Origin of the sequence: Solibacillus sp. FSL K6-1126, assembly GCF_038003445.1 — a bacterium.
Lineage (GTDB): Bacteria > Bacillota > Bacilli > Bacillales_A > Planococcaceae > Solibacillus > Solibacillus silvestris.
This window is the reverse complement of the sequence record NZ_JBBOPD010000001.1, coordinates 577,501-596,785: the sequence shown is the minus strand read 5'-3', so window position 1 is coordinate 596,785 and position 19,285 is coordinate 577,501. Positions and strand designations below refer to the sequence as shown.

Genomic DNA, 19,285 nt, shown 5'->3' with positions numbered 1-19,285 from the left:
TTGTTGGAACAAAATGTTTGTTGCTCTGACTACAGTTTAATTTCTGCTTTATCAACTTATTTCCCAGAAAAATCCATTAGTCTTATAGATATAAAATAAAAAACGCATCTATTTCAATGCGCTTTTCGTAAATTTAACAAGTTCCTCATATTGGGCCTGAATTTCTTCAGTTGTCGTAGAATCATATAGATATAATTGCTCCGCTGTCGACTCGAATAAACCGATTAAAATTCGCGATGTACGTGAAGCATCAATAGTCGAACGAATTTCGCCTTTTTGTAATGCTTCATTCAATAAATTATACACCCACTCATAAAACGGCGCATATATTGATTCCCATTGTTTTAAATGTTCACTTTGTGCAAGACCTGCATATAAAATAGCAAACAGCTCTTTTTTCTGCTCATTAATTTGGAACACTGCTTTAATAAGTTGCTCAATTTTTTGGTCAAAAGACTCATCTAAATTAACATTTTCTTCGATACTTTTCATAATTTCATCTACAGCATATTTAGCAATTTCAGGCATGACTGAAAATTTTGAAGGGAAGTACAAATAAAATGTGCCTTGAGCAATTCCAGCGGCCTTAACTATATCTGAAATTTTTGTGCCTTCTACACCTTTATTTATAAATTGCTCAATTGTTGCTTCAATAATTTTTTGTTTTTTATTCAATACGCCATCCCCTATCTTGTTGAATGAAGTTCATTCAGAAACTACTTTCATGATAACGAAAGTTCAAAGAAGAAACAATGTACCAAAACAATAATATTATGCTATGAAACATATTTTAATCCGGAAACCCCAATAACAATCACAAACACAGCCACCATTCTTCCTATGCTCCTTGACTCGCCGAAAAAAAGCATATTAATAATGACTGCTGCTGTTGTTCCAAGACCAATCCAAACAGCGTAAGCAATACTTACCTGCAAATATTCAAAAGATGCATATAAAAAGTAAAAAGCACTACCGAATCCCGCAACAAGTGTTACTAGATCTTTCGGCTTCTTCGAGGTACTAAATTTCTTAAGTCCAATAACCCCAATAGTTTCTAATATTGCAGCTAAAATCACAAATATCCATCCCAATTATAGCGCCCCCTTTTCTACCTTTCGTTCAGACAATGTATCCGCTATATTTAACATCATCACACCTATTACAATGATACTTATGAATACAATTTTCATTGTTGTAAAGGATTCACCAAATAAATAAACATCCATCAATGCCGTACCAATTGTCCCAATAGCAGCGAAAATTGCATAAACTGTTCCAGTTGGCAATCCTTCACACGCTTTTGCTAAAAAATAAAAATCAACAGTGATAAGTGGGATAATAATTGCCCAATGCCATGACGCACTTGCTACATTGAAGCCGTAAATCCATAATAATTCGCACAAACTTGTTAACCCTACATAAATCCATGACTTTTTCATCTCTTACCTCCTACAATTAATGACTGACGTTCATTCATAATTTATCATATTATATTATTGAAAGCAAATCACGTATTAATAAAGGGTTGATCTCCAGGCAATCAAAAAAAGCTACGGCAACTTTCTGCCATAGCTTTCGTCCTATCTTTTACTAAGCCAATACTGCTTCAGCGACACCATTATCGGATAGTAAAATTTCTTTTAAGCGTGCTTTTGCGCGGAACAGACGAGATTTCACCGTACCGATTGACACTTTCATCAATTCGGAAATTTCGGCTAATGAGAATTGGTCCACATAGAAATACCATAATGTTTTTTGGTAAATGCTATCAAGCTGTGCCATTTTCTCCTGCACGATTTTTGTGATTTCTGTTTTTTCCACAAGTTCTTCTGTCGTAAAATCATTGTTGGGAACCAAATCTAAAATCGGTACGTCTAATTGTTCAGGTTGATTCATCATGTATTTACTGCGACGTACATTTTTGCGATAGCGGTCGCGGAATGTATTCATCGTAATTGTTGTAAGCCATGCTTTTACATGGTCTACTTTTGATACTGATTCTTCATAGCGTACAACTTTTACCCAAACTTCCTGCATTAAATCTTCTGCTTCGTTTTGATTGCGTGTAAGCTTTAAGCAAAGATGGTAAATGTAGCGGTTGTATTCATCATAAATAGTCGTTAATAATTCATTCATTTGAAAGTCCTCCGATAGATTTTATATGAAGTGTGCCCTTGGCATAATTACATCGTATGTGTATGTTAAATTTCCTTATGACCTTATTGTGCCAAATTAAACAATTACACTCTATCGGATTGGCTTTCAATTACCTTACAATGCTGTAAGATTGGTTGTAATCATTTGAACGAAATAAATGTTTCTGCATCCCCCGCATAGTCCTCCCCCTACAAAGTTTCCATTACATAAGTAAGCAATTCATTTAACTTTTTAAAATCTTTTTCAAAATTCGGTTGGATTGTGCTGATTTGAGCGATATTGCGTTCTCTTAAATATGCGCTGTCGCCATGCAGATAAAAACCATTTAATTCGCATGCAGTAAGGATTTCAGCCATTTTTGGGTGCTCCCATGTAGCAATCATCGGATAAGTTGCTGTTACATCAAGCGTTGAATTCTTAATTGCCTCCATCCGCTTTTCCAATACTTCAAAGCGCTCCGGATACAACTTTAATACATCGCTTACTGCCTCTACAAAACTATGCGGCAATGTGAACGGAATTTGCTTTTCAATATAATAAGGCAAATTCAAATACAGTGGTGCATCACTAGAAATCGGTTGTTCCTTACAGAAGATGAAAGCAAGTCCCGCCACCGTGCCAAGCGCCTTCCCGCTGACTGCTGTTGCATAGTGAAGCCCCTGCATCGAAAATGGTATGGAACCAAACGAACTAATACAGTCCGCACATAGCTTTATCTTATATTTTTCCGCCAACTTACCTAACGAGGCAAGCGGATTTAATGTACTGTTTGATGTTTCGCCATGCACAAATAAAATGTATCGATACCCCGCCTTTTGTAAATACGCTTCAATTTCTGCAATATCGAATGGATTTCCCCATCCAACATCAATCTTTTCAATATGTAGTCCCCACTGTTTCGCCTGGTTATGAAGACGTTGACCGAATTCCCCATTTACCAATACTAGTCCAGCTTCATGAGGAAATTCACTTTTCAGCTGGCCGAGCATCGCATCATTGGCAAGTGTCCCTGTACCGACAAGTGGTATAACGTAATTTGCCTTTGCAAGTTTACATAACCCGCTTTTCATATCATCAAGCTCCTGCTGGAATTTTACGGAGCGATGGGAAATGGTGGACGGAATCAGCGGATTTTCCAATGCAACTGGTCCCGGGAAAAACACCCTATTCTGTTCACGCAGACGCTCACGGAAAACCGCGCTGTCCTGCCGTGTTAAAACCATTGGCAAATAACGTGCTTCCTCAGTCCCAACAGCTGACGCAAATTGCCTGAACCCCATTTGCGTATACATTTTCTCTTCTCGGACCGTACCGGAAATGACGCATGCTGTATATCCTACATCATAAAAATAGCGGTAGATCGCTGTTGCAAGCTTCGTAAAAACACGCCCGTTCCGGTGATTCTTTTTCACCGCGAGCAGCCGGATTTCACATAAATGTTCGCAAACTTCTGCATCCAAGTATTTTTCTACATTCCCGATTTTTCGATCGATTGAAAATGGTCGTGTATCGCGGAATGCAACCATACCGACCATTTCCGTATTTTTATAGACGATTACATACACATTTTCATCATGAAATTTATCGATCAGCCGACGCAGCGGATTGTGCTCATGCTGAGGAATTTCCTCTACAAAAGTTTCATAGTTTAATGCTGCGATTGCATCAAATTCTTCATCTGTTGCTGCAATTTTACTCCAGTACATTTGGTTTCACCCTTTCTACAATACTATGACGCTGTTTCCAAATAACGAGAACAAGTGCGATTGTTACGATGATTCCTGCTTCTATATATACACTCATAATTAGTCCATACAAGATAAACCCGCCTGTCATACTAAGTGTTGCACTTTTTGTTACGAGCAGGCTCAATAAAAAGCCAGCTAAAAATACGAAAATCAATAACGGTGAAAAAGCGACCATTGCTCCAATTACCGTTGCGACTCCTTTTCCACCTTTTCCGCGATTCCAAAACGGGTACAAATGGCCAAGCACTACAGCAATAACAGCAAGTGCAATCGTCAGTTCAGGAAGCTCAAGCATTCGTCCTACAACTACTACAAGAAGCCCTTTCAAACCATCCCCTACTGCCACAAAGATAAAAGCCCACTTCCCTAATGTACGCCCGGCATTTCGTGCCCCAAGATTACCGCTATTCGCATGCTGAAGATCAATTCCTTTTACTTTCCCTAGAACGACCGCAAAAAGGATTGTACCGAGTAAATAACTTAGCAGTATATAGAACATTTTAATCACCCTTTTTGGATTTATTATTTTTATCGTAGCGTATTTGAGCAGAAGTTGCACCGATTGCTTTCCATATTTATCAAAAACACAATACAGTATTTCTTAACTTTAAATGGGTTTATAAAATGATTATTCGCGGGTACTCCATATAATCATTTAGAGAACAATTGAAAAAAGTGTACTTTTATATTTCCTGACGGAGCGTGCTTCCCTCTTTTTTCTAAAAATCATTTATACTAACTATTATCTATTCAAATTTGTTAGGAGTTTATATGAAGAATTTCGGAGGATTTATAGGCTTTATTTTTATCGGATTACTATTTATAGCGATCATCGGAATCGCAATTTCTGTGGAAGTAGGCATTTTACTGCTTGTCGGAATTGAATTTGAAGGTTGGGGAAACTTAATTTGGTTCATTCTAATTTATGGAGTCATTGAATTTGCGTTTGTTATGTTTTCTGATGTCCTGATTGAATTAAAAACAACGCAAAATCACCGGTTCCACAAGTACTTTGCGCACTTACTTATCTCCTTTACGCTTTTAATGACAATTTCACTCATAATGGAATCCATTTACTTGCCTTTATATGGCGGAATTGTCTTTGCGATTGCGACAGCGACAATGTATTGGGTGTTTGACGCAGGCTCAAAAAAAGAAAAGATGAGAAGCTGATTTCCAGTTGTTCTATGCTATAATTATTTCTACAACCGAAATAAAGGGAGGCACTCAACCATATGAGTCATTTAGAAAAGTTAGACGGTTACTTTACGGAAAACCGTGAACGTCATTTAGCGGAGTTAAACGAATTTTTACGTATTCCTAGTATTTCTGCTTTATCTGAGCACAAGGCCGATATGTTGTCAGCGGCAAACTGGCTGGCGGACCACTTAAAATCATTAAACATCGAAAACGTATCAGTAGATGAAACAGCGGGTCATCCGGTCGTTTATGGGGAATGGCTTCATGCTGAAGGCAAACCGACAATTCTGTTCTACGGTCATTATGATGTACAACCAGTTGATCCATTAAACTTATGGGAAACACCTCCTTTTGAACCGGCCATCCGCGACAATAAACTGTTTGCACGTGGTTCTTCGGATGATAAAGGACAAGTGTTCATGCATTTAAAAATGATCGAAGCGTTATTTGCGACAGAAGGTACATTACCGGTAAACGTGAAATTCATTTACGAAGGTGAAGAGGAAATCGGCAGTCCGTCTCTTCCGAAGTATACAGAAGACAATAAAGAAAAATTAGCGGCTGACTTAATCGTCATTTCCGATACAGGTCTATACGCAAAAGGAAAACCCGCAGTATGCTATGGCTTACGCGGACTAACAGGTGTGCAAATTGATGTGCGCGGTGCAAAAGGTGACCTGCACTCTGGCCTTTATGGCGGTGGTGTTCAAAACGCGATCCATGCACTTGCAGAAATTTTAGCTTCTTTCCGTGATGAGCACGGTACAATTCAAGTGGAAGGCTTCTATGATTCAGTTCGTCCCCTATCTGAAGAAGAGCGCCAAGCTTACCGTGATTTGAACTTTGATGAAGAAGCATTAAAAGAAGAAGTCGGTGTGAAAGAATTATTCGGTGAAGCTGGCTATTCTTACTTGGAACAAACATGGGCACGTCCAACATTGGAAGTAAACGGTGTATTCGGCGGCTTCTCTGGTGAAGGCATTAAAACAGTTTTACCTGCTGAAGCGGGTGCAAAAATTACATGCCGCTTAGTACCGGATCAAGACCCTGAGGAAATCGTTTCTTTACTGAAAGCGCATATTGAAAAGCATAAACCAACTGGTGTCGAAGTGACGATTTCTGAATTTGATAAAGGAAAACCTTACTTAACACCATTCGATCACCCGGCAATTCAGGCGGCAGGTCGTTCATATGAAAAAGTATATGAAGTACCTACAGCTTATACGCGCGGTGGCGGATCAATCCCGATCGTTGCAGCATTCGATGAAATTTTAGGTTTGCCTGTAGTGTTAATGGGCTTCGGTCTTTCAAGCGAAAACTTCCATGCACCAAACGAACACTTCCATCTTGAAAACTTCGACCAAGGCTTGCGAGTACTTGGCGATTACATGCATGAAGTAGCAACAATTAAATTTTAAAAACAAAAGTGCTAAAGCGCCAGTCCAACTCCTAGTGGGCAAAACGCCACGTCCCTGTGGCATGCCCCCCAATGACTCACATCGTGTGAGCCTCTTTTGGAGGGACCGAAATGTCTGAGGAGTTGGCGCTTTAGCCTAGCCTGGACGATAAACAAAAAAGACGCCAATGCTCACTACAGCATTGGCGTCTTTTGGAATCCGTACGGGACCATATAAAAATAGGGGGGTTATATGTTGTCGAAGTCATGTACGAGATTTATGAGTAACATAGCATATCAATGAGTGAGCAAGTTTGCCTTCCATGCACACCGCTCTACTTGATAAACCAATGATAGCATGTCTCCTTCAAGCAAAAAATACGTGGGCTATCATTGTCATATTATGCTCACATTTTCTGTTCACAATTTCTCAACAAGCGGATAGAAAATAATAATATTTTGATGTTTCTTAATTGATTTTTGATGAAATCCTATAATATATAAGAAAAGTCTATTCCATATAAGTATTTATTACTAAATAAAAAAGAAGATTATACAAGTGCTTAACCTATATAACAAAAAAGAGGTTGGGACAGAAGTGGAAATTTCATTAAATAAGGAGAAAATCCTTATTAAGAAACAGATATTTTATAAAATTGATTGGAATGGAGGGCGACTCCTGCGGGAATAGCGTGACGCCTGAGACTACAGGCTCAGGCCACGCCCGCGGAAAGCGTCCCGAAATGGAAATCAATTTTTAACGCTCAGCAAAAAAATGCTATTTTTCTCTGAGAGAAAAATAGCATTTTTGGGTTATGTCCCGCCCTCTTTTGATTCTACAACTTTAAAGCGCATTTAAAATCATGCCAACTGTTGCATAAATAAAGACTGTCCCAAATACAGCCATCATATGGAAGAGCGAATAACCGAACATAATATTCGCCCACTTCTTCTCACCTTGTTTTTTTGACGCAGCAATACTCATGCATAGCCAAATGACACCAAGGACAAGTGAAACGATTGTTAAACCTAAGCTAAGCGGTAAAAACAAAAAGCTCGATAAAATTAGCAGCACGAGATAAATATTCGACTGAATATATGTGCGCTTTTCCCCTTTTGCTACAGGTAGCATTGGGATATTCGCCGCGGCGTAATCCTCTTTTTTACGAATGGCAATGGCATAAAAATGAGGCATTTGCCAAATGACCATAATTAGAAACAGCGCCCATGCAGCCGGATGCCACAGATCCGGAGCGACGGCTGCCCATCCAATGAGTGGGGGCATAGCGCCTGAAATACTACCAACTTCTGTATTCCAGATTGTACGGCGTTTTGTCCACATTGTATAAGGGACAACATAGAAAAATACACCTAAAAACCCTAACAAAGCAGCTAACGGTGATGCTAAATAAAGCGCCGTACATCCTAGTATTAATAAAATCGTCGCAACGATTAGCACTAACTTCGCAGAAAGTTCTCCAGTAACGGTTGGACGAGTTTTTGTACGGGGCATAATTTGATCAATATCCCGGTCATAGACGTTATTATATGCACCTGCTGCAGCTATAACAGCCGCAGAACCAATAATTGCATAAATAATAGCGGGAATATGATCAATAAAATTTAATTCATACGTATACAGGGCGAGCATTAATGCCGCGATCATCGGAATTAAGTTAGATTTTATAATGCCGGTCTTCACTGCTTGCGCCCACAACTGTCGATTCGATTGCGTTTGCATGTTCTTAATCCTACTTCCTAATTAATCACTTTCTCTAGTATAACCTAATCAGGACGTAAAGGGTTAGCATCCAGGCTTTTTTTCTCATTTTCCCATTTAAAATGTCGTGATAATCCTGTCACAATTAATGATTGGATTGCTGGGCAGACAATTAACGAAACGGCTTATCATTCATTGTTGTACAGACTCTTCCCGCTCTCGGTAAACCCACTTAATAATAGGTAATACACATAAGAATATAAACAGCAAACGAAACAGCTGGAAAACCGTTACAACGGAAATATCCGCCTTAACCGCAGCCGCTAAAAGCCCCATTTGATCGAGTCCACCAGGTGCTGTACTTAAAAAGCTTGTTGCAAAACTTAAATCTAAAAACCGGGCGATGAGCAAGCTTGTGCCGTATGTGAGAATAATCATCGCAACCGTACTGGCAATCCCACCGATCAAAACATTCAATGGAAGACGCAATGTTTCCGGCTTTAATAACAGCCCGATATAGGCACCGATTAAAATTTGCGCAATATGAAGAACATCACTTGGCATTGTCGGCGCTTCAATTCCAAAGAATTTTAATCCGATAACAATGATGATTGGCGTTAAAAAGTGCGCGACAGGCAGCTTTAATTTTCTGCCAAGCGGAACGGCAACAGCAGCGAGCAAAATGACCAAGATCACTTGCCAAACATCCCATGTTAACGGAATACTCGCCCCCCCAACAACGTGACCAGATACTAAAAACGGAATGAGCAGCACGACCCCCAACACACGCACAATATGAAAATAAGTGACTGCTGTTAAATGGACGTCCCCTTCTTCTTCTGCAAACAATACAAGCTGAGATAATCCACCTGGCACATTGGCAGCGACGGCTGTTTTAAATGTAAGACCCGTTGATCGAGCAATCACCCATGCAATACCTAAACAAAACGCAAACAATAGAACATTCACGATGACCATAAAAAACAGCAAGGATTTGAAATCGGAAAATAGTGAGAAATCAAATTGCTGACCAATTGCGACACCGACGATTACAAGTCCTGTATTTCGCAAAACAGCCGGCCATCGCAGCCTATCTTTAATGAAAAACTGTGCAACCAGCACCGAAAAAATAGGACCGATCAGCCATGGAATCGGAAATGAAAGCGTGGAGAATAGAAGTGCCCCAAAAAGTGCAATGACGAATACAAGAAGCATAATTTCTCCCCTTTCCTTTTAATGAATACGTTCATTTTAACTTAAATTATTTCGTAATGCGAACAACTTATTAAACTGTAATACAATAGAATGTGTACAATTCCAACCTTATAAAACCACTAATTAAATAGAAAATATAACATATAATAAAAAATATTCATAAATATTTATGAATATTTATACATATAGTTCCACTGTATATTTTTGTTATATAATAACCACTTATTATAATGATATAAGGTTTAATCCACTTTTTTCATCACCTCACTCACCTAACTCCTCTGTATCAGTACATAAATAATTTCACCAAAAATGATTTTTCCATGCGATTTCATTTTACAAGTATAACGACATAACTAAGTATGTAAGCATTTTCATTTGCTATTTTTCGTACTTAGTTGCATAATGAGGACATAAAGTTACTATAACTTTAAAACAATAATAGAGGTGTTAATAGATGATCTATGCAAACCCTAATACTGCTGGTGCAGTAGTTAACTTTAAAGAAAAATACGATAACTTTATCGGTGGCGAATGGGTAGCTCCTGTTAAAGGACAATACCTAGATGTAAAATCACCTGTAACTGGTAAAGTATTTACTTCAGTTGCACGTTCAACTGAAGAAGATATTGAATTAGCATTAGACGCAGCACATGCAGCTAAAGGTGCTTGGGCACAAACTTCTGTTGCATACCGCGCGAATATTTTAAATAAAATTGCAGACCGCATTGAAGAAAATTTAGAAAAAATCGCTGTTGCTGAAACTTGGGACAACGGTAAAGCAGTACGTGAAACATTAAACGCTGATATTCCTTTAGTAGTGGATCATTTCCGTTACTTTGCTGGTGCGATTCGTGCACAACAAGGCGGAATTTCTGAAATCGACAACGATACAGTAGCATACCACTTCCACGAGCCAATCGGGGTTGTCGGTCAAATTATTCCTTGGAACTTCCCATTATTAATGGCTTCTTGGAAAATCGCACCGGCATTAGCAGCTGGTAACGTAATCGTGATGAAGCCTGCTGAACAAACACCAGCTTCAATCATGGTATTAATCGAATTAATTCAAGACTTATTACCAAAAGGCGTATTCAACGTCGTTAATGGTTTAGGTATTGAAGTTGGTAAACCACTTGCTACGAACCCACGCATCAACAAAGTGGCGTTCACTGGTTCTACTGGTGTTGGTCGTTTAATTATGCAATACGCTACAGAGAATATTATCCCTGTAACATTAGAGCTTGGCGGTAAATCACCAAACGTCTTCTTCCCAGACGTAATGGATCATGACGATGAGTATTTGGATAAAGCTATCGAAGGTTTAGTAATGTTCGCATTAAACTCAGGCGAAATTTGTACTTGTCCTTCACGTGCATTAGTTCACGAATCTATCTATGACAAATTCATGGAACGTGTATTAGAACGCGTTAAAGCAATCAAAATTGGTAACCCGTTAGATACAGAAGTAATGATGGGTGCTCAAGCTTCAAATGAGCAATTACAAAAAATCTTATCTTACATCGAAATCGGTAAAGAAGAAGGCGCTGAGCTACTTATCGGCGGCTACCAAAACCAATTAGATGCTGACCAAGAAGGCGGCTACTATGTGGCACCAACAGTATTCAAAGGTCACAACAAAATGCGTATCTTCCAAGAAGAGATCTTTGGTCCAGTTCTTTCTGTAACAACTTTCTCTACTTTCGAAGAAGCTATGGAAATCGCTAACGACACTGAATTCGGTCTAGGTGCTGGTGTATGGTCACGTAACATGGATACAGCTTACCGCGCTGTACGTGGTATCCAAGCTGGTCGTGTTTGGACAAACACTTACCACCAATACCCTGCTCACGCTGCATTCGGCGGATATAAAAAATCAGGTATCGGTCGCGAAAACCACTTAATGATGTTAGATCACTACCAACAAACAAAATGTATGTTAGTAAGCTACAACAAAAACGCTCAAGGTTTCTTCTAAGCCAAAGCGAGAAGCGAACTATTAGAGGATGTGCTTTTACAGTACATCCTCTTTTTTATAGGAGGATGCTTTATGGAAAAGTTAGTCGTGACTGAAAAAGCGATTGAGGTTATCGAGCTGTTGAAGGCAAAGCATGGAAACTTGGTGTTTGAGCAGTCTTCCGGTTGCTGCGATGGTACGGTGCCAATGTGTTTTACAAAGGACGGGCACTATATTAGCAGCCAGCTTGTACTTATCGGGGAAATTTCGGATGTTCCGTATTATATTGATAAGCATCAGTCGGAGTATTTAAAGCATATGCAAGTTCTTGTTGATGTAATGGAAGGTCAGGGCGCATCTTTTTCATTGGAGAGCGCAGAAGGATTTGCTTTTTTGATGAAATCAAAGGTAATGAAATAGTGTAAAACGCCATCCAGCAGCTTAAATAAAGCTTCTGAATGGCGCTTTTTATTATGATAAAACTGGGGGATAAATTGGGATAGACAATGTCACCAATGCCACACTTAATAATAATAGCGATAATTTAACGTTTTTCTTCATATTCCTCGTCTCCTTTATAATTAAATGAATTGGATTGCTTTTTCAAATTTCCTTTCTTGCCTGTAGTACTCGCCCAGTAAATAAGAAAACTGCTGGTGCATTTCTTTAAACTCTTCACTGTTTGCCGTAAACGGAATTAACCTCCCCTCCAAAAATTCCATTGCTTTCTTTTCTTGTCCACCTAGCAAATATAAATAAAAAGAAGCAAATAAATTAAAACTTAGTTTTCTCTTACTTTTTGCTTCTTCCTTTAACATAGTAAAGGTTTTGAAACTTTCTACTTTTTGATCAAGGCGAAATTGCGTCATGCCCAAATTATATAAACAAAATAAATAGTTATCGCTGTTATTTTCCATTAACGAAGCACTTTGCTCAAAATAAACGAGGGCTCTTTCATATTCGCCTCTCATTTGATATAAATCCCCAAGGTTATGATATATAGCAGGCAGTAACTGCTGTTGCTGCATCAGTTCCACATTTCTCAGGAGATGATCATAAATTTCGATTGCTTCATGGAATACTTTCCCCTGCGCGTAATAAAGAGCGAGCGACATGGAAGTATAAATAATCCGCTTAAAATTAAACTGATCCTTATAATAATGCAGTGCTTTTCTCCCATAAAGAATTGCCTGGCTCGGTTCATCCAGCCGGCCTTTTATTAACGAAAAGTGATAGTAAAACTCCCCTTCCAGTGACCCAAGTTCCGAGCTTGTCTTAAGTATATTAGTTAGTTCTACAGCTGCTTCTGCATACTTACCCCTTGTTATTAAAACTAATGCATAATAGTAAGAATGTAAATATCTCTCATGTTGGGAAAAATTCTGACGGTGGGCATTTAGCCACTTCAACTGTTGTTCCGCCAATTTATATTCGTTAATAAACACGTAGTAACGTAATTTATAAAGTTCATATAAATAGACTGATTCTGTAAAACCAATGATCTCTTCAAATTCTTTTAATAGTTCCATTGTCGCAATAGCTTTTTCATTTTCTAGGTAATTGATCTGTTTTTGTAAGTCTTTCAATAACTTTATGATATGGTGCTCGCTATTTTCGACGTCATGGCTATTAACGTTCAAGCGTTCCAAAAGTAGACGGATTGTCTCGCAGTTTGCTTCTTTATTGTTATTCTCGATTTTACTTAAATGTGGAATTGAGCAAATTCCCGCTGCAACCTCATTTTGAGTCATTCCCAGCTTTGTACGATAGTACTTTATTAAAGAACCTATTTTCATTCAAATACCACACCCCTTTAAATAGTTGGATAGTTTATCTAGTATACTTAATATTTTCCCAATAATCAAAAAACTAGTAATGTGATAAATTCAATATGTAATCCAAATATACTTTGAAAAGGGGTCAGGAAAATGAAAAAAGTGAAGAGTACATTATTCAGTCTATTGATTGCAGGATCATTAATGAGTCCGGCTAATGCGGCAACTTTAGGTAGCGAAGATAATTCAACAAACAATGTTGGCCAAGAAAAGTTCCGTGTGTACATTGAAGCAAACAACCAGTCTGCAAAACAATCAGCAAAAGCACAATATTCGGCTCGTTGGGAATTAACAGAGAACGGATTTTCAACGGAAATGAATGAAAAGCAATTCCAGGCATTACAAAAGAATAAAAATTTCACGGTCACAAAAGTTCCTGTCGTCTCATTAGATCCGATCAATCTGGAATTGGGCGAGGATTATACAACAGAAGATAGAACACCGGATGCATCTGCTTACGCAAGAGCTTCCCAGCAAGTACCATGGGGAATTAAAGCGATTTATAATAATAGTTCATTAACATCTACATCTGGAGGAAGCGGCGTAAATATCGCTGTACTTGATACAGGAGTTAACACTTCCCATCCTGACCTTGCCAATACTGTGGAGCAATGTAAAGACTTTACGACAGCGACAGCCGTTGTAAATAATAGCTGTACTGATAGAAACGGTCATGGTACGCATGTTGCCGGGTCAGCACTGGCTGATGGCGGAAGTGACCGAGGCGGTGTTTATGGTGTTGCTCCAGATGCAGATCTTTGGGCATACAAAGTATTAACAGACAGCGGTTCTGGCTACTCGGATGATATTGCTGCTGCGATCCGCCATGCTGCTGATCAAGCAACATCTACTGGTACAAAAACAATCATCAACATGTCATTAGGTTCTTCAGCGAATAACAGCCTAATTTCAAGTGCTGTCAACTATGCATACAGCAAAGGCGTACTTATTGTTGCGGCAGCCGGTAACTCAGGTTATGCACAAGGAACAATTGGCTATCCGGGAGCATTACCGAATGCTATTGCTGTAGCAGCATTAGAAAATGTACAGCAAAACGGAACTTACCGTGTAGCTGACTACTCTTCACGCGGGTATGCTTCAACGGATGGCGATTATGTCATCCAGCAAGGTGATATTGAAATTTCAGCTCCAGGTTCAGCGATTTATTCTACATGGTATAACGGCAGCTACAATACAATTAGCGGAACATCGATGGCTACACCTCACGTTTCAGGTTTAGCAGCAAAAATCTGGGCTCAAAACCCGTCTTGGTCTCACACGCAACTGCGCTCAAACTTACAAACACGCGCAAAAGCTGTAGATATTAAAGGCGGATACGGTGCCGCTACAGGCGATGACTACGCTTCAGGATTTGGGTTCGCCCGTGTTCAGTAATATAGAATGTAATAAAAAACGAAACACCGGCCGTGCTGCTGGTGTTTCGATTTTTCATTTAATTTGTTCTCCCCCTTTGCTTAACGGTATACACTTTTTAAGGTTGGTCGCAGTGTTCTAATATGTTCGAGAATGTTCTAATATAATTTTATTTATTCTAATAAAGTTGCAATTTTCTAATATAACTGTGAGTTGTGCTAATAAGTATCCGCTTTGTTCTAATATCCCCTTTTGATTAGCTAATATCTCTATAACTTTTTCTAATATCCGGTCCAATTGTTCTAATATAAATCTGATCGCATTACAGTTTTGCGAATTCAACCGCATACGAGACTAAAAAATAGATGAAACCGGCGCAACTTCTAATACCCTTCTGATTTCTTCTAATATCGCCTCAAATTCTTCTAATATCCCGCACCAATATTCTAATAAAACCGCCCAATAAAAAACAGCTTAAGCAAAATTTCACTTAAGCTGCTTCACGTAAATTATAATTCACAAGCCCAGCCATCTTTATCGCCGTCTCTTGCTGTTGCGTAAGCAGGATGCGATGAGCTGACACCTTTCGGATAATAAACCCGCATTTCTGTACAGTTTTTAAATGCAGTCGGTGCTCCTGGAATGACATATGTCCCAGAATTCACATCACCTTTTGGATTTTCAGGTGTCGTATTCGGCACGATGAACTCTTTCGCACTAATCGAGTAGGATTGACCGTTCGTTGTCACAACAATTGTTCCATCCTGTGCAGTTGCGTAAGCTTTTGTACCAACCGTTTTAATGTTTGAAAGCACTTCTTTATGAGGATGGCCATAGCTGTTGCCTTCTTCATAACTTAAAATAACCGCTTTCGGATTTACTTTTTGTAAAAATCCAAGCGAACTACTTGAACTTGAACCGTGATGACCCGCTTTTAAAATCGTTGCGGAAACATCATATTTCTTCGCAATTTGCTCTTCGATTCCTGCATCCGCATCGCCCATCAATAAGAAAGACATATTTTGATACGTCAGTTTTAATACGATGGAAGCATCATTCATATCACTTGCTTGTGCATTGACAGCTAAAACTTGAGTTTTCACATTTGAATCCAATGAAATCAAGTCTCCCGCTTTCGGCTCTGTATAAGGAATTTTTTTATCGACTACCATCTGCAGTAAATTTTCATATGTTACCGTTGTATGGACTTTCCCGCTGTTAATAAACTCGCCAACCGTAAAGCTTTCCAGTACTGCAGCTAATCCACCGATATGATCGGCATCTGGATGTGTTGCTACTACGTAATCAAGCTTCTTCACATTTTTAGATTTTAAATAAGCAACAACCTTGCTGCCGTATTCTTTCGTCCCTGCATCAATAAGCATTGTTTTTCCATTTGGTGCTTGAACGAAAATCGAGTCTCCTTGTCCAACATCTAAAAAGTGTACGTTCAATTTAGAAGATGTTGAGCCTAAACCTTCCTGATATTTCACTGCACGTGCTAAAAATGCAGAAATATGAGCACGCGTTAAATTATTCGCAGGCTTAAATGTACCATCCTCATAACCAGTTGTAATATTGGCTGCAGCTAATTGGCTCACTGCTTCATATGCCGTATGCCCTTTTTTCACATCTTTAAAGGTTTTCGTGCCATTCGGTAAATCAAATGCACGTGCAATAAATGCAGCCATATGACCACGTGTCACTTTTGTCGTCGGCTTAAATGTACCATCCGTATAGCCGTTAATGATACCGGCCTCCACAGCTGATTGAATATACCCGCTGTTTTTATGAGACTTCGGAACATCTTTAAACTTCGTAGCTCGCTGTGTGCCGTCAAGACCAACAGCCTTTGCGACCATGACAGCCACTTCTTCGCGTGTCACAATGTCCTTTACTCCGTATATCTTTTTATCGGCGCTAATAATACCTTTATCCAATAAAAAAGCTATATCCTGATAGTTACTATGCTTTGGCGATACATCGGTAAACACTTGTTCCGCACTTGTTGGTGTAGCATATAACATCGAGGATATAGTTAGAAGAAACACTAATAATAGACTAAATACTTTTTTCATTTTCTAACCTCCCTTATTTATTATAGATTTTTTAATAAAGAAAGAAAGTTATTTTTGAATAGTATTTAAATTATCTTTTTGGTAGTAATGGATTGTTCATCCTTTTCATGACCACTCAAAATTATAGTTGGGATTTGTCGCTTCTCCCCTTTTTCACAACAACCTCTATATCGTTAAACTAATATTCTATTTCAAGAAGGACTACGGACTATAAGAAATTTAAAATCCTTTACAAATAAAAAAAGCATGCAGCTTCTGCTACATGCTTAGAAATGACCCGTACGGGATTCGAACCCGTGTTACCGCCGTGAAAGGGCGGTGTCTTAACCACTTGACCAACGGGCCATGGCTCCGAAGGCAGGACTCGAACCTGCGACCTGCCGGTTAACAGCCGGATGCTCTACCAACTGAGCTACTTCGGAATAATTATATATGGTGGGCCTAAATGGACTCGAACCATCGACCTCACGCTTATCAGGCGTGCGCTCTAACCAGCTGAGCTATAGGCCCTATTTAAAAACTGGAGCGGGTGATCGGAATCGAACCGACAACATCAGCTTGGAAGGCTGAGGTTTTACCACTAAACTACACCCGCATATGGTGGGTTTGGACGGAATCGAACCGCCGACACTTAGAGCTTCAATCTAATGCTCTACCAACTGAGCTACAAACCCATAAATGGCGGTCCCGACCGGGATCGAACCGGCGATCTCCTGCGTGACAGGCAGGCATGTTAACCGCTACACCACGGGACCATTTGGTTGCGGGGGCAGGACTTGAACCTGCGACCTTCGGGTTATGAGCCCGACGAGCTACCACTGCTCCACCCCGCGATAATATTATGTTTGAACCTGTTTTAAGTACCCAGTTTGTAAAAATGGAGGAGGTAGAGGGATTCGAACCCCCGCGCGGTGTTACCCGCCTGTCGGTTTTCAAGACCGATCCCTTCAGCCAGACTTGGGTATACCTCCAAAATTTTAAAATGGCTACCGAGGGAGTCGAACCCACGACCTTTCGGGTATGAACCGAATGCTCTAGCCAGCTGAGCTAGGTAGCCATGATCAATAGTTATCTCTACTAGTTAAAGCAATGTAAGCTCTATCCAGTTAAGTTATATGGCGCGCCCGGCAGGAGTCGAACCCACAACCTTCTGATCCGTAGTCAGACGCTCTATCCAATTGAGCTACGGGCGCATATTGTTTAAATAAATGATGGTGCCGAGGGCCGGAATCGAACCGGCACGGTGATCACTCACCGCAGGATTTTAAGTCCTGTGCGTCTGCCAGTTCCGCCACCCCGGCATTTTTTGGAGCGGAAGACGAGGTTCGAACTCGCGACCCCCACCTTGGCAAGGTGGTGTTCTACCACTGAACTACTTCCGCAAAATGCTTAAGATATTTTTACTCTGACAGTATAAATAATGATTATAAACTGGTGAGCCATGAAGGACTCGAACCTTCGACCCTCTGATTAAAAGTCAGATGCTCTACCAACTGAGCTAATGGCTCTTGATTAAAATGGTGGAGGATGACGGGCTCGAACCGCCGACCCCCTGCTTGTAAGGCAGGTGCTCTCCCAGCTGAGCTAATCCTCCAAAAAAAATAAGCGAAGCGACGTCCTACTCTCGCAGGGGGAAGCCCCCAACTACCATCGGCGCTAAAGAGCTTAACTTCCGTGTTCGGTATGGGAACGGGTGTGACCTCTTTGCCATCATCACTTCACTTAATTATTTAGTTAAAAGAAATTTCATTCTTTCAAAACTGGATAAACGTTTCATTGAATTGAGCAATAAAATGTGGTTAAGTCCTCGACCGATTAGTATTCGTCAGCTGCATGCGTCACCGCACTTCCACCTCGAACCTATCTACCTGATCGTCTTTCAGGGGTCTTACTTACTTGCGTAATGGGAAATCTCATCTTGAGGGGGGCTTCATGCTTAGATGCTTTCAGCACTTATCCCGTCCATACATAGCTACCCAGCGATGCCTTTGGCAAGACAACTGGTACACCAGCGGTATGTCCATCCCGGTCCTCTCGTACTAAGGACAGCTCCTCTCAAATTTCCTACGCCCACGACGGATAGGGACCGAACTGTCTCACGACGTTCTGAACCCAGCTCGCGTACCGCTTTAATGGGCGAACAGCCCAACCCTTGGGACCGACTACAGCCCCAGGATGCGATGAGCCGACATCGAGGTGCCAAACCTCCCCGTCGATGTGGACTCTTGGGGGAGATAAGCCTGTTATCCCCGGGGTAGCTTTTATCCGTTGAGCGATGGCCCTTCCATGCGGAACCACCGGATCACTAAGCCCGTCTTTCGACCCTGCTCGACTTGTAGGTCTCGCAGTCAAGCTCCCTTATGCCTTTACACTCTACGAATGATTTCCAACCATTCTGAGGGAACCTTTGGGCGCCTCCGTTACTCTTTAGGAGGCGACCGCCCCAGTCAAACTGTCCGCCTGACACTGTCTCCTACCCCGCTAAGGGGCATGGGTTAGAAGTTCAATACAACCAGGGTAGTATCCCACCGACGCCTCCTTCGAAGCTGGCGCTCCGAGATCTCTGGCTCCTACCTATCCTGTACAAGTTGTACCAAAATTCAAT

General features: G+C 40.3%; 15 protein-coding genes, 14 tRNA genes and 2 rRNA genes (1 of these 31 cut by a window edge). 5 read left to right on the top strand and 26 right to left on the bottom strand.

Annotated elements, in window-relative coordinates; all coding sequences use genetic code 11:
* Positions 1-108 precede the first annotated feature (108 nt).
* From MHH44_RS02940 to MHH44_RS02915, 6 genes are all read right to left on the bottom strand, one after another.
* Complete coding sequence (locus MHH44_RS02940) at positions 109-675, bottom strand: TetR family transcriptional regulator (RefSeq protein ID WP_065216674.1); 567 nt, start codon at positions 673-675, stop codon at positions 109-111.
* A 101-nt stretch (positions 676-776) separates the two neighbouring features.
* Positions 777-1,091 (bottom strand): DMT family transporter, encoded by a 315-nt coding sequence (locus tag MHH44_RS02935; protein WP_008404681.1) that lies wholly within the window; start codon positions 1,089-1,091, stop codon positions 777-779.
* Entirely contained in the window at positions 1,092-1,439 is a 348-nt protein-coding gene (locus MHH44_RS02930; RefSeq protein WP_340797749.1) for a DMT family transporter, read from the bottom strand.
* A gap of 151 nt (positions 1,440-1,590) precedes the next feature.
* Positions 1,591-2,136, bottom strand: coding sequence for an RNA polymerase sigma factor (locus MHH44_RS02925; protein ID WP_008404685.1), 546 nt, complete (start codon positions 2,134-2,136; stop codon positions 1,591-1,593).
* A 209-nt stretch (positions 2,137-2,345) separates the two neighbouring features.
* Positions 2,346-3,863 (bottom strand): aminotransferase class V-fold PLP-dependent enzyme, encoded by a 1,518-nt coding sequence (locus tag MHH44_RS02920; protein WP_340797748.1) that lies wholly within the window; start codon positions 3,861-3,863, stop codon positions 2,346-2,348.
* A complete protein-coding gene (locus MHH44_RS02915) occupies positions 3,850-4,404 on the bottom strand; it encodes a glycerol-3-phosphate acyltransferase (RefSeq protein WP_340797747.1) in 555 nt (184 codons plus the stop codon). The genes MHH44_RS02920 and MHH44_RS02915 overlap by 14 nt, the downstream gene beginning before the upstream one ends.
* Positions 4,405-4,676: 272 nt before the next feature.
* Between MHH44_RS02915 and MHH44_RS02910 the strand changes: the two genes are divergently transcribed.
* Both MHH44_RS02910 and MHH44_RS02905 read left to right on the top strand, forming a co-directional pair.
* Entirely contained in the window at positions 4,677-5,078 is a 402-nt protein-coding gene (locus tag MHH44_RS02910; RefSeq protein ID WP_340797746.1) for a YrvL family regulatory protein, read from the top strand.
* A 62-nt stretch (positions 5,079-5,140) separates the two neighbouring features.
* Positions 5,141-6,523, top strand: coding sequence for a dipeptidase (locus MHH44_RS02905; protein WP_008404693.1), 1,383 nt, complete (start codon positions 5,141-5,143; stop codon positions 6,521-6,523).
* Between the two features lie 822 nt (positions 6,524-7,345).
* Here the strand turns inward: MHH44_RS02905 and cyoE are convergent.
* Both cyoE and MHH44_RS02895 read right to left on the bottom strand, forming a co-directional pair.
* Positions 7,346-8,242, bottom strand: a complete 897-nt coding sequence (gene cyoE / locus MHH44_RS02900) for a heme o synthase (RefSeq protein ID WP_008404696.1) — start codon at positions 8,240-8,242, stop codon at positions 7,346-7,348.
* Between the two features lie 171 nt (positions 8,243-8,413).
* Positions 8,414-9,436 carry an AbrB family transcriptional regulator gene (locus tag MHH44_RS02895; RefSeq protein WP_008404698.1) on the bottom strand — a complete coding sequence of 341 codons (1,023 nt, stop codon included), beginning with the start codon at positions 9,434-9,436 and terminating at the stop codon, positions 8,414-8,416.
* Between the two features lie 457 nt (positions 9,437-9,893).
* On the opposite strand from MHH44_RS02895, the gene exaC reads away from it, so the two are divergent.
* Positions 9,894-11,414: an acetaldehyde dehydrogenase ExaC gene (gene exaC / locus MHH44_RS02890; RefSeq protein ID WP_014824816.1), complete on the top strand. Its 1,521-nt coding sequence runs from the start codon at positions 9,894-9,896 to the stop codon at positions 11,412-11,414.
* Between the two features lie 72 nt (positions 11,415-11,486).
* Positions 11,487-11,813, top strand: coding sequence for a DUF779 domain-containing protein (locus MHH44_RS02885; protein ID WP_340797745.1), 327 nt, complete (start codon positions 11,487-11,489; stop codon positions 11,811-11,813).
* Positions 11,814-11,974: 161 nt separating this feature from the next.
* Here MHH44_RS02885 and MHH44_RS02880 read toward each other — a convergent pair whose 3' ends face one another.
* Complete coding sequence (locus MHH44_RS02880; RefSeq protein WP_340797744.1) at positions 11,975-13,189, bottom strand: tetratricopeptide repeat protein; 1,215 nt, start codon at positions 13,187-13,189, stop codon at positions 11,975-11,977.
* 132 nt (positions 13,190-13,321) lie between these two features.
* Between MHH44_RS02880 and MHH44_RS02875 the strand changes: the two genes are divergently transcribed.
* Positions 13,322-14,623, top strand: a complete 1,302-nt coding sequence (locus tag MHH44_RS02875; RefSeq protein ID WP_008404708.1) for a S8 family peptidase — start codon at positions 13,322-13,324, stop codon at positions 14,621-14,623.
* A 488-nt stretch (positions 14,624-15,111) separates the two neighbouring features.
* Here MHH44_RS02875 and MHH44_RS02870 read toward each other — a convergent pair whose 3' ends face one another.
* From MHH44_RS02870 to MHH44_RS02790, 17 genes are all read right to left on the bottom strand, one after another.
* The gene (locus MHH44_RS02870) at positions 15,112-16,680 is read right to left on the bottom strand and encodes an S-layer homology domain-containing protein (RefSeq protein ID WP_340797743.1); all 1,569 of its coding nucleotides are present in this window, start codon (positions 16,678-16,680) and stop codon (positions 15,112-15,114) included.
* Between the two features lie 273 nt (positions 16,681-16,953).
* Positions 16,954-17,025: transfer RNA gene (locus tag MHH44_RS02865), tRNA-Glu, on the bottom strand.
* A 1-nt stretch (position 17,026) separates the two neighbouring features.
* Positions 17,027-17,102 (bottom strand) — tRNA-Asn (locus MHH44_RS02860).
* Positions 17,103-17,113: 11 nt separating this feature from the next.
* Positions 17,114-17,190 (bottom strand) — tRNA-Ile (locus MHH44_RS02855).
* Between the two features lie 11 nt (positions 17,191-17,201).
* A tRNA-Gly gene (locus MHH44_RS02850) sits at positions 17,202-17,275 on the bottom strand.
* Between the two features lie 3 nt (positions 17,276-17,278).
* Positions 17,279-17,354, bottom strand: a tRNA-Phe gene (locus MHH44_RS02845).
* A gap of 5 nt (positions 17,355-17,359) precedes the next feature.
* A tRNA-Asp gene (locus MHH44_RS02840) sits at positions 17,360-17,435 on the bottom strand.
* Between the two features lie 3 nt (positions 17,436-17,438).
* Positions 17,439-17,513, bottom strand: a tRNA-Met gene (locus tag MHH44_RS02835).
* Between the two features lie 45 nt (positions 17,514-17,558).
* A tRNA-Ser gene (locus MHH44_RS02830) sits at positions 17,559-17,651 on the bottom strand.
* A 12-nt stretch (positions 17,652-17,663) separates the two neighbouring features.
* Positions 17,664-17,737: transfer RNA gene (locus MHH44_RS02825), tRNA-Met, on the bottom strand.
* A 59-nt stretch (positions 17,738-17,796) separates the two neighbouring features.
* Positions 17,797-17,873: transfer RNA gene (locus MHH44_RS02820), tRNA-Arg, on the bottom strand.
* A 19-nt stretch (positions 17,874-17,892) separates the two neighbouring features.
* Positions 17,893-17,981: transfer RNA gene (locus tag MHH44_RS02815), tRNA-Leu, on the bottom strand.
* 6 nt (positions 17,982-17,987) lie between these two features.
* Positions 17,988-18,062: transfer RNA gene (locus MHH44_RS02810), tRNA-Gly, on the bottom strand.
* A gap of 50 nt (positions 18,063-18,112) precedes the next feature.
* Positions 18,113-18,188: transfer RNA gene (locus tag MHH44_RS02805), tRNA-Lys, on the bottom strand.
* Positions 18,189-18,198: 10 nt separating this feature from the next.
* Positions 18,199-18,274 (bottom strand) — tRNA-Val (locus tag MHH44_RS02800).
* Positions 18,275-18,285: 11 nt separating this feature from the next.
* Positions 18,286-18,401: ribosomal RNA gene (gene rrf, locus MHH44_RS02795) — 5S ribosomal RNA — on the bottom strand.
* Between the two features lie 74 nt (positions 18,402-18,475).
* Positions 18,476-19,285: ribosomal RNA gene (locus tag MHH44_RS02790) — 23S ribosomal RNA — on the bottom strand; it runs 2,119 nt beyond the window's last position.